Here is an 11196-nt window from a genome sequence, read left to right on the forward strand (position 1 = left end):
TTTTAATTATTTGTCAACTTTTGTATGTTGATAAATTACCAAATTATTGAAATTCAATTTATTAACACCTTTTTCTTGATAACTTTGAAAAGATATATTTGAAAACATATGGTTTTCTTACCTACATTTACATTCATCTTTTACCAGAATTACTAATCCCAAAAATCTAACATTGTATGCCAGTACAAGAAAAACCAACGGCTCCTAAAACATATTCCCAGGAAGAAGCATTTAAAGCCTCTGTAGAGTATTTTAAAGGAGATGACCTTGCCGCGAGGGTTTGGGTCAACAAATACGCTCTTAAGGATTCCTTCGGCAACATCTATGAGCTTACTCCCAATGATATGCACAGAAGGATCGCTAAGGAAATAGCGAGAATTGAGCAGCGGTATCCTAATCCCATGACAGAAGATGAAGTTTTTGATCTCATCAGGGACTTCAAATATATCGTACCACAGGGGAGTCCAATGGCCGGTATTGGGAATCCATACCAAATCGCGTCCCTTTCCAATTGTTTTGTGATTGGTAACGAAGGCGACTCAGACTCCTACGGCGGAATTATGAAAATAGACCAGGAACAGGTACAGCTTATGAAACGCCGTGGCGGTGTTGGTCACGATCTTTCGCACATTCGCCCTAAAGGTTCGCCGGTAAAGAATTCTGCTTTAACTTCTACCGGTATCGTTCCTTTTATGGAGCGCTATTCCAACTCTACCCGTGAAGTGGCACAGGATGGAAGAAGAGGCGCCTTAATGCTTTCAGTTTCTATCAACCATCCCGACGCTGAAGATTTTATAGATGCGAAAATGGAACAGGGAAAAGTTACCGGAGCCAATGTATCGGTAAGGATTGATGACGCTTTTATGAAAGCTGTAAAAGATAACGGCACCTACACCCAAAAATACCCAATTCACAGTAAAGATCCTGTAAATGTAAAAGATATTGAAGCAGAAAAGCTGTGGAAAAAAATTGTTCATAATGCGTGGCAATCGGCGGAACCTGGAATCCTATTCTGGGATACTGTAATAAATGAATCTGTACCAGATTGTTATGCAGATCTCGGTTATAAGACTGTGTCTACCAACCCTTGTGGGGAAATACCGCTTTGCCCTTACGATTCCTGTCGCCTGCTGGCCATCAATTTATTCTCTTATGTAGAAGAGCCTTTTACTGAAAATGCTTCTTTTAACTATGACCTTTTTAAGAAACATATTGCAGCCGCGCAGAGAATAATGGATGATATCATTGACCTGGAGCTGGAAAAAATTGATGGAATTCTCGCCAAAATTGATGCCGATCCTGAGAATCTTGACATTAAAGGAGTAGAAAGAAACCTATGGCTTAACATTAGAAAAAAAGCACAGGAAGGCCGAAGAACAGGAATCGGGATTACTGCGGAAGGTGATATGCTTGCAGGATTAGGTTTGAAATACGGCAGCAAAGAAGGTGTGGATTTTTCAGTGGATATTCATAAACAAGTGGCGCTGGAAGCATACAGAGGTTCAGTAAATACTGCAAAGGAACGTGGTGCTTTCAGCATTTTTGATTCCGACAGGGAAAAAGAAAATCCTTTTATCCAGCGCCTGCGGGAAGCTGATGAAAAGCTGTATTATGATATGCTGGAATACGGCCGAAGAAACATTGCTCTTTTGACTATTGCCCCCACCGGCACTACAAGTTTAATGACGCAAACCACCTCTGGTATTGAACCTGTTTTCCTTCCGGTTTATAAAAGAAGAAGAAAAGTGAACCCAAATGATAAGGATGTAAGAGTAGATTTTGTAGATGAAGTTGGGGATTCCTGGGAAGAATATGTGGTCTTTCACCACCGCTTTAAGGAATGGATGAAAGCCAAAGGCCACGACACAACAAAAAATTACACTCAGGAAGAACTGGATAAACTGGTAAAAAGTTCCCCTTATTACCAGGCAACTTCCAACGATGTGGATTGGTTAAGCAAAGTAAAAATGCAGGGCGCGGTTCAAAAATGGGTAGACCATTCCATTAGTGTAACCATAAATCTTCCAAATGACGCTTCTGAAGAACTTGTGGGACAGCTTTATCTGGAAGCCTGGCAGGCGGGATGTAAAGGGGTGACGGTATATCGTGACGGTTCCCGTTCCGGAGTGCTTATTTCCAATGAAGAGAAAAAAGAAGAAGAAAAGGAAGAAGGCAATGCCGTTTTTCCAACAAAAAGGCCACAGGTTTTAAAAGCCGATGTGGTAAGGTTCCAGAACAATAAAGATAAGTGGATCGCTTTTATAGGCCTTATTGATGACCGTCCTTACGAGATCTTTACCGGTTTTGCCGATGATGAAGACGGAATCTTAATTCCGAGATGGGTAAATGAAGGCCTCATTATCAAGAACAGGAATGAAGATGGCACCTCCAGGTACGATTTTCAGTATCAGAATAAAAGAGGCTATAAAACCACTATTGAAGGGCTTTCGCATAAATTCAATCCCGAATTCTGGAATTATGCTAAACTAATTTCCAGTACCCTAAGGCATGGAATGTCCATAGAAAAAGTGGTGGATCTTATCGCCAGCCTTCAACTTGATACCGAGTCTATCAATACATGGAAAAATGGGGTGGCAAGGGCTCTTAAACGCTATATTGCCGATGGAACTGTTGCCAGAAAAGAAAAATGTAATAATTGTAATTCCACCAGTTTAATTTATCAGGAAGGTTGCCTTACCTGTAAAGACTGTGGGTCTTCCAAATGCGGATAATTTAATTTTAAGTGTTAATTATAAAAAGAGGCTGCTTTGGAAGGGCAGCCTCTTTTTTGTTTAATGAATTAGAAATTTATTTATACTAATTATTAAATGCTTCCCTTAATTCTGAAGCTACCAAATTTTGAGCTTCCTCTGCCTGTGGTACCACAGCTGCCATTCCAAAGAATTCATGCGTTACCCCGGTAAAAAGTTCATAAGTTGTTTGCACACCTGCCCTCTGTAGTTCCTGCCCCAGTTGTCTACCTTCGCTCTGCAGCGGGTCAATCTCGGCACTTATTACTGTGGTTGATGGTAAACCGCTCAAATCTGCTTCCACAAGAGAAATTAACGGGTTATCACCTTCTGAAGGAGAATTAAGATATTTATCAAAGAACCACATCATTAAAGGCCTGTTTAACGGTACCGCATTTTGATACTCTAAATAAGAGGCTGTACTAAAATTATCATTTGCAATAGGATAAATAAGCGTCTGATGAACAGGAAGTTGCACTCCGTTGTTCCTGGCCATTAAACTCACCCCTGCAGCAAGATTACCGCCTGCACTTTCACCTACCACTGCAACATTTTCGCTATCTCCATTAAAGGATTCAGCATTATCCAAAGTCCACAAGTAAGCCTCGTAAGCATCATTATTGGCAGTTGGAAACTTATATTCCGGCGCCTGCCTATATGCCACCGCCACCACTATAGCATCTGCCTTATTTGCCAGGGCCCGGATAGAAGCATCATAAGTATCAATTCCTGCAATTACCCAGCCACCACCGTGAAAATAAACAATAACAGGATATGAGTCCCTGCCGGAATCGGGTGTGTAGATCCTGCCATGAATCTGTCCTCCTTCAACCGGAATAGAAACACCTGTTGTATCTACATTTGTATTTTGAGCAGGAATGTTATATTCTTCCATAACATCCATTAATGCAGTTGCAAAACTTGGCTGCTGCCGGGCTTCTTCTGCTGTTAGGGTATAAAGAGGTGGTACATTGTAACTGAGCAATTGCTCAATAACAACCAACATAGGATCTGTTATTGTTGGTCCCCAATCTGGAGCGGGTCCTTCGGGCTCAAATTCCAGGCCCAGCCCGTTACCTTCCTGCAGAAAGGCCGGAGTATCACCCGCTAAGCAATCTCCCTGCTGAAAATGATAGTAATCGGTATTTTCTGCATCACTGTATAATTCCATGACATCCTCATCACTAAATACTCCGCTCCTAATAATTTCTCCTTCGGTCTCTCCACTATTAAAGTCGATTAAAGAAATTTCTGCATAATATAAATCTTCACCCGCTGTATTGGGCAGTGTTATACATAATGGTTCAGCATAATCATCACCATCGTTATTTGTTCCCACCACGTTTATATATGGGTTGTTTTCGTCAAACAGTGGAGTTCCCATGGGAGCATCAGGATCTCCACTATAGACCCATACATCTAATCGAAAATTAGCGGGATAATGGCGTGCATTTTCAGCACAATAATTACCGAAAACACAAAAGTTAATTACTTGTGTGGCCTCAATATCAAAAAACAGGTAACCATATCGATTTACAAGGCGATTATCGTAACAAATAACTTCCACATTCACGTATTTTTTAACGCCATTCCCAAGATTTATTGAAATTGGTAAAGGTTCATCTACATACCCCTGAAAGCTTACGGGGCCATATTCATCATTTTCCCGGGGTGCAATCCATAATACCTCGTAATCTTCTGTTAGTACCCCAAAATATTCGAGGGTGTAGTTTCCTTCAGGTAACTCAAGCTCCATAGAATAATCTGTGAACCAGGCATCTTCCTCTTCATCATAAAGAACAGGAATTTCAATAAAATTATCTTCATCACCATCTTCACCGGCTACCCAGTTGCCATCGGAATCCTGCAATGCTACCTGCACATATGCGGGTTCTCCATTAATACAATCCGGAACATCATCAAGATGATTTTTAAAAGTGCCTTGTTTATCCAACATTTGGTTTAAAGCGGTACTAAATGATAATCTGGCAAAGTTCTCACTGGTTTTTTCATTTCCATCTTCTTTACTACACGAAGAGAAAAGAAGAGCCACAAAAGCAAATGCCAGAAAATTGTAATTAATCTTTTTCATAAAAATATATTTAGGTGAAACATATAAAATTCGACCAAAGTGAAATGATTGAAAATGAAGGGGAGAAATGGCTTTAGGAATATTGCAGATAATTTATCCTGCAACACTGCATAAAGGAGGAGCCTAAATTTAACATAGGAAAAACGAATGGTCTATGGGGGAAATCACCTGTTTTTAGATAAAAACCAGAACATTCAAAAAAGATAGAATATTAACCTTCTATTGTTATTTCTTCGGAGATATAACTGGGGTAAAAACAATGTAAGGCAGAAAATGTAAGAAATGGATTGAAAATGAACTGCCACTCGGCAGGAATTCGAATTATAGGGAGGGCAACTTTTAAGATTTCAACATAAGAATTATGAAATAGAACCTACTGCAGAATTTACATTATACATCACAAATCATCACTCCTTCTTTAAGCGCCGCCATTTTATCACTGTAAGTAGGAACAAACTCCTGGGCGATATATCCATCAAAACCGATTTCCAGAATAGCCTTAATTATCGCAGGATAATTTAATTCCTGGGAGTCGTTAATCTCATGCCGGCCCGGCACCCCGCCGGTATGATAATGATTAATATATTGGTGGTTATTTGTAATGGTCCTTATCACATCTCCTTCCATAATCTGCATGTGATAAATATCATAAAGCAGCTTAAAATTGTCCATCCCCATTTTTTCGCAAAGTTCCGCCCCCCATTTGGTATGATCACATTGATAATCGGGATGGTTCACTTTGCTGTTTAGAAGTTCCATCACCAAGTTTACATCTTTATCCCTGGCGTATTTTAATAAAGGAGTAAGGCCAACAGCACAGTTTTCCAAACCTTCAGCTTTGCTTAACCGTCTTTTATTTCCTGAAAAACATATTACATTTTTAATTCCGTGCTCCGCAGCTTTATCGATTAATGGCTTATAAGCAGACTGTAATTTCTTGTGATTTTTGGGATCATTAAAGCCATGTTCAATATTGGCAAAATCATCTGTAGCCATGGAGCATTCCAAGCCATATTTTTCAACAGTATCCCATTCCGAAGGCCTTAAAAGATCGATTCCCTTTAAACCCAGTTCCGCCGATTCCTGCGCAAACGCTTCCAAAGGTATATCATTATAACACCAGCGGCAGGCAGAATGTTTTACATTCCCTTTTAGTTTTTCTAAATTTTCACTTTCTGCATCCTGTGCAGAGGCAAAGGTGAGACCTCCAAGGCTCAATGCTCCAGATCCAAGGGCGAGATTCTTAATTGCCTGTCTTCGGTTTAATTTATTTTTCATGGGATTCTTAATTATGATGCAAAAGGTGGTAAAGTTAGCTCTGCCTATGCAATTTCAAAGTTATAGCCGGATTTCAACAATTTTTGATAATTTTCGTGATCGAATTTGTATAAAAACGCGCCTCTTTTAGAACCGGATTTATCTTTTTCGTCCAGCTTAATCAATACTTTTAAAGAAAGCAGTTTTTTCCGGAAATTACGGGAATCCAGTTCCCGCTGATAAATTGCCTCATAAAGCTGCTGTAATTGCGGAATGGTGAATTTTTCCGGTAAAAGTTCAAATCCAATGGGCTGGTAACGCGCCTTTTGTTTTAAACACTCCAATGCATCTGCCACCATTTGGTTGTGGTCTAAAACCAAATCCGGCACTTCATCTATATCAAACCAGTGGGCGCCATGTTTTTCAACCAGTTCCTCATCATATTCATTTATACGGATAAGGGCATATTGGGCAATAGACAAACACCGAAATCCGGGGTCGCGGTCAGCTTTGCCATAAGCTTTTAACTGCTCCATATATACATTTTCAAGACCGGTAATTTCTTTCAGGACACGTTTTGCGGCTTCAGAGACGTCTTCTTCCAATCGAACAAAACTTCCTATAAGCGACCACTCCCCTTTTAATGGCTCCACTCTTCTTCTAAAAAGCAACAATTTTATTCTTCCGCTTTCAAAGCCAAAAATTATACAATCTGCTGCCGCGTATAGTTTATCTTTAACGCGGTATAAATCTGATGTTATTTCAGTCATTTATTATAATTCTCATAATATATTTTCTAAAGATATAGAATAAATTCAAAAATTGAATGAACGTATTTATTACATTTATTATATTCGAAGCAAATAATTTTTTCTGAAAAAGAAGCTAATGACCTTTTCAAACAATTTTAAAGATTTCCGGGCAGAAGTTAAAGTATCATCACCTGGACGAATCAACCTTATTGGAGAACATACAGATTATAACAATGGTTTTGTGATGCCCACTGCCATTGATAAAAAAATATTTTTCGATTTTAAAAAGAATGAATCTGGCGAAAATTGTAAAATTTATAGTAAAACTTTTGATAGCTACTATGAATTTTCACTGAATGAAATTTCTAAACAGGAAGATTCCTGGAAAAATTATTTACTGGGCGTCATTGATGAAATTCAAAAACTGAACAAAAAATTGCTGGGTTTTGATTGTATTATTGAAAGCGAACTGCCTATTGGTGCGGGAATTAGTTCTTCTGCTGCACTTGAATGTGGTTTTGCTGCCGGTTTAAATAAATTGTTTAAACTGAATTTGTCTAAACAGGAAATTGTAGAGCTTTCACAAAGGGCTGAAAATAATTTTGTGGGCTCGAACTGCGGGATTATGGATCAGTTTGCTTCTGTTATGAGCAAAAAAGACCATATTATTCTGTTGGATTGCAAAACTCTGGAAACCGAATTTATTCCTGCCGACTTTAAAAACTGCAAACTATTACTGCTGAATACCAATGTTTCCCACAGCCTTGCCGATAGCGAGTACAACACCCGCCGGGCGGAATGTGAAGATGCCGTGGAGAAAATCCGGCAGAATTACCCTGAAGTTTCGTCCCTAAGGGAAGTAAATATTGAGATGCTGGAAGAATTTAAGGACGAGCTTTCTGAAAAAACCTATCAACGCTGCCTGTACGTTTTAAATGAAAACGAAAGGGTTCAGGAAGCTTCCGAAGCAATGAAAAAGGGGCAACTGAAAAGATTTGGGGAGTTGATGTACCAATCCCACAGAGGCCTTCAACATCATTATGAAGTGAGCTGCCGCGAGCTGGATTTTATGGTGGATTTTTCTGAAGACAAAGATTTTATTTACGGCTCCCGCATGATGGGCGGTGGTTTTGGCGGCTGTACCATCAATTTAATTGAAGCCGATAAAATTGAGGATTATATTAAGGAAATTTCTGAAGCCTACTTTAGGAAATTTAAAATTAAAATGGATATGATCTCTGTCTCTCCAGGTGAAGGAACGCAAATAAGTTAAAACAATTCTGAAAATTCATTAGAAATGAGCAACGAACTGAATAACAATCCGCACAGAAGATATAATATTTTAACCGGGGAATGGATTTTGGTTTCCCCGCATCGCACCAAGCGCCCCTGGCAGGGAAAAACAGAAAAGAATTCCGCAGAGAGAAGGCAGGAATATGATGAATCCTGCTACCTCTGCCCCGGCAATACCCGAGCCAGTGGAGAAACCAATCCACAATATACAGAACCCTATGCCTTTAAAAATGATTTTTCGGCATTATTGCCAGACACTCCTGAAGAAAAAGTGAACAACGGCCTCTTAAAAGCAAAAAGTGAAAAAGGGGTCTGCAAAGTGGTTTGTTTTTCACCAAACCATTCCCTCACCCTGCCGCTTATGGAAACTGAGGATATTACCAAAGTAGTGAAAATGTGGAAGAAGGAGTTTAGGGAACTGGGCAGTATGGAAGATATCAATTATGTCCAGATTTTTGAAAATAAAGGTGCTATTATGGGCTGCAGCAACCCGCATCCGCATGGGCAAATCTGGTCCCACTCTTCGATTCCTACAGAAATTCAGAAGAAATCATATCATTTAAAAGAGTACTGGAAGAAAAATAAACGCAGCATTCTTAGCGATTATTTAACACAGGAACTGGAATTAAACAAACGTATTCTATCTGAAAATGAGTATTTTGTAGCTTTGATTCCCTATTGGGCGGTATGGCCTTATGAAGCGATGATCATTCCCCGGGAACAGCATCAGAATATAAATCAGCTAAACGAAGATGAAGAAAAAGCTTTTGCTGAAATCATTAAAAAGCTAACTATTATGTATGATAATCTCTTTGAGACTTCTTTTCCTTATTCTTCAGGGATTCATCAGGCACCCACAGATGGCGCGGAATATCCGGAATGGCATTTTCATATGTCTTTTTATCCACCACTTTTAAGATCCGCCACGGTGAAAAAATTTATGGTGGGCTATGAAATGTTTGCGGGGCCACAAAGGGATATCACTGCAGAGATGGCTGCGGAAACTTTAAAGCAGCTTCCGAAGCAACATTACACCAAACAATAAAGTTATGGAGCAAAAAGTGACTTTAAAAAAACTGGCCGGGCTGCTGAATCTATCTATATCCACAGTTTCCAAATCCTTAAATGACAGCCCAGAGATAAGTGCCCAAACAAGAAGTCGCGTTAAACAACTTGCTCTTTTAAACAATTACATACCCAATGGCATGGCACAAAGTCTTAAAGCCAACAAAACCAAAACCATTGGAGTAATTATCCCAAACATCCTCCCTTCCTTTTTTACCAAAGCCCTTTATGGTATAGAATCTACTGCAGGAAAAGCGGGATACAGGATCATTATCTGTATTTCTAACGAATCTACTCAAAAGGAGGCGGAAAGCCTTAAAACCTTTCTTAATGGCCGTGTAGATGGAATTATACTTTCCCTGGCAAAAGAAACCCAGCAAACAAATAAACTGGATCATCTTAACCGCATTATTGACTACGGAATTCCGCTGGTCCTTTTCGATAGGATTTCCAACGAATTACGCTGTGACAGTATTTCTATAGATGATCACAAAATAGCGGAAAAAGCAACTGATGAAATGCATGAAAGCGGTTGCAGGAATATTATTTATCTTTCTACAATCTTTGATACCAGCGTTGATTTACAGAGGCAAAATGGCTATGCCATGTCGCAGGCAAAGCACAGGGCAAAACCTTTTGTGCTCCACATTAGGGATGATGAGGCTTTTGAAGAAAAACTCTTACCGGTTCTTGCTGAAAAGTCTGTAGATGGTATTCTGGCAGCAGATGAACTCTCTGCGATCCGTAGTATGCGCGCCGCCATAAAGCACGGTTACAAAATTCCGGAAGATCTGTCAGTAATAGGATTTACCAACGGCTTTATGGGAGAACATTTTCTTCCATCATTAAGCACCGTAAATCAACACGCCGAAGAACAAGGGAAATTGGCAGTGGAAACCCTTATTTCCAGGTTACAGATGGACAATGATAAAACCCTGGATATAAAAAATAATCCCGATCCTGTTCAACATATCCTGGAAACACTTATTATTCACCGGGAATCTACCCGCCATCCGCTTGCAGGACTTTCCAGGTAAGAATTAAGCGCCTCTGGAGAAAAGATCAGGATATATTAAACTTCTAGAGATCATAAGATTCTTTAACGATTGATGCTTTTCTCCGTTAAAGCCTTGCTAAAGCTGCCTTGGGACTTGGCAACGGCAAGGTTTAAAGCTAATTTTCCAAAAAAAGTTATTTATGGAAATGAAAGGAAAAACGGTAATTATTACCGGAGCATCAAGTGGAATTGGCGAAGCAACGGCACTTAGGTTATCCCACGCAGGGGCAAATGTTGTACTAAGCGCTCGCAGGAAAGAACGCCTGAATTCCCTGAAACAAAAAATTGAAGACAATGGCGGGACAGCCTTAGTAGTGCCTGCAGATGTTACCAAAAAAGAAGATTTTAAGGAAGTTGCGAACAAAGCCAAAGAAGAATTCGGGAGCATTGACGCTATTATCAATAATGCCGGCCTCATGCCCCTTTCTTACGTAAAAAACTTGCATACCGATGAATGGGACACCATGGTAGATGTTAATATTAAAGGAGTGTTTAATGGTGTTGCCGCAGTACTGCCCACCATGATGGAACAAAAATCCGGGCACATTATCAATATTTCTTCCAGCGCGGGAAGAAAAAATTATCCCGGAGGCGCTGTTTACTGCGCGACAAAATCGGCAGTAAAAATGTTTACTGAAGGGTTACGGATGGAGCTGGCACCAAAATTTGGAATTAAAGCCACCTCTATAGAACCGGGAGCTGTGGAAACCGAACTTACAGACACAATAACCGATGAGGAGATCAAGGAAGGTTTTGTCTCTCAACTGGAGCATTTAACTCCCTTACAGGCTGAAGATATAGCAGAATCTATTTACTATTCGCTATCGCAGCCACACAGGGCAAATATTAATGATGTTTATATTATGCCTACAGAACAGGAGCAATAGAAAAAAGGATCTCACACAGCTGTTGAGACATCATGTTACAAAA

General features: G+C 39.8%; 8 protein-coding genes. 5 read left to right on the forward strand and 3 right to left on the reverse strand.

Annotated elements, in window-relative coordinates; genetic code table 11:
• The first annotated feature begins 176 nt into the window (after nt 1-176).
• Nucleotides 177-2732, forward strand: a complete 2556-nt coding sequence (locus tag RM553_RS15995; protein ID WP_311535959.1) for an adenosylcobalamin-dependent ribonucleoside-diphosphate reductase — start codon at nt 177-179, stop codon at nt 2730-2732.
• A gap of 85 nt (nt 2733-2817) precedes the next feature.
• Here RM553_RS15995 and RM553_RS16000 read toward each other — a convergent pair whose 3' ends face one another.
• The 3 genes from RM553_RS16000 to RM553_RS16010 all read right to left on the reverse strand — a co-directional run bounded on the left by RM553_RS16000 (nt 2818) and on the right by RM553_RS16010 (nt 6869).
• Complete coding sequence (locus tag RM553_RS16000) at nt 2818-4842, reverse strand: alpha/beta hydrolase (RefSeq protein WP_311535960.1); 2025 nt, start codon at nt 4840-4842, stop codon at nt 2818-2820.
• Nucleotides 4843-5232: 390 nt separating this feature from the next.
• Nucleotides 5233-6120 (reverse strand): hydroxypyruvate isomerase family protein, encoded by an 888-nt coding sequence (locus tag RM553_RS16005; protein WP_311535961.1) that lies wholly within the window; start codon nt 6118-6120, stop codon nt 5233-5235.
• A 44-nt stretch (nt 6121-6164) separates the two neighbouring features.
• The gene (locus RM553_RS16010; RefSeq protein ID WP_311535962.1) at nt 6165-6869 is read right to left on the reverse strand and encodes an NUDIX hydrolase; all 705 of its coding nucleotides are present in this window, start codon (nt 6867-6869) and stop codon (nt 6165-6167) included.
• 118 nt (nt 6870-6987) lie between these two features.
• Here RM553_RS16010 and galK point away from each other — a divergent pair, with 118 nt between their 5' ends.
• The 4 genes from galK (at nt 6988) to RM553_RS16030 (ending at nt 11153) form a co-directional block, all read left to right on the forward strand.
• The gene (gene galK / locus RM553_RS16015) at nt 6988-8124 is read left to right on the forward strand and encodes a galactokinase (protein WP_311535963.1); all 1137 of its coding nucleotides are present in this window, start codon (nt 6988-6990) and stop codon (nt 8122-8124) included.
• 24 nt (nt 8125-8148) lie between these two features.
• On the forward strand, nt 8149-9189 hold the full coding sequence (locus RM553_RS16020; RefSeq protein WP_311535964.1) for a UDP-glucose--hexose-1-phosphate uridylyltransferase: 1041 nt from the start codon (nt 8149-8151) through the stop codon (nt 9187-9189).
• 4 nt (nt 9190-9193) lie between these two features.
• Nucleotides 9194-10246, forward strand: a complete 1053-nt coding sequence (locus tag RM553_RS16025; RefSeq protein ID WP_311535965.1) for a LacI family DNA-binding transcriptional regulator — start codon at nt 9194-9196, stop codon at nt 10244-10246.
• Between the two features lie 160 nt (nt 10247-10406).
• Complete coding sequence (locus RM553_RS16030; RefSeq protein WP_311535966.1) at nt 10407-11153, forward strand: SDR family oxidoreductase; 747 nt, start codon at nt 10407-10409, stop codon at nt 11151-11153.
• The last annotated feature ends 43 nt before the right edge of the window (nt 11154-11196 follow it).

Origin of the sequence: Autumnicola tepida (assembly GCF_031846485.1) — a bacterium.
GTDB lineage: Bacteria > Bacteroidota > Bacteroidia > Flavobacteriales > Flavobacteriaceae > Autumnicola > Autumnicola tepida.

Coding starts and splice junctions, on each gene's coding strand:
- RM553_RS15995 (WP_311535959.1), top strand. CDS start 177: ATGCCAGTACAAGAAAAACCAACGGCTCCTAAAACATATTCCCAGGAA.
- RM553_RS16000 (WP_311535960.1), bottom strand. CDS start 4,842: ATGAAAAAGATTAATTACAATTTTCTGGCATTTGCTTTTGTGGCTCTT.
- RM553_RS16005 (WP_311535961.1), bottom strand. CDS start 6,120: ATGAAAAATAAATTAAACCGAAGACAGGCAATTAAGAATCTCGCCCTT.
- RM553_RS16010 (WP_311535962.1), bottom strand. CDS start 6,869: ATGACTGAAATAACATCAGATTTATACCGCGTTAAAGATAAACTATAC.
- galK (WP_311535963.1), top strand. CDS start 6,988: ATGACCTTTTCAAACAATTTTAAAGATTTCCGGGCAGAAGTTAAAGTA.
- RM553_RS16020 (WP_311535964.1), top strand. CDS start 8,149: ATGAGCAACGAACTGAATAACAATCCGCACAGAAGATATAATATTTTA.
- RM553_RS16025 (WP_311535965.1), top strand. CDS start 9,194: ATGGAGCAAAAAGTGACTTTAAAAAAACTGGCCGGGCTGCTGAATCTA.
- RM553_RS16030 (WP_311535966.1), top strand. CDS start 10,407: ATGGAAATGAAAGGAAAAACGGTAATTATTACCGGAGCATCAAGTGGA.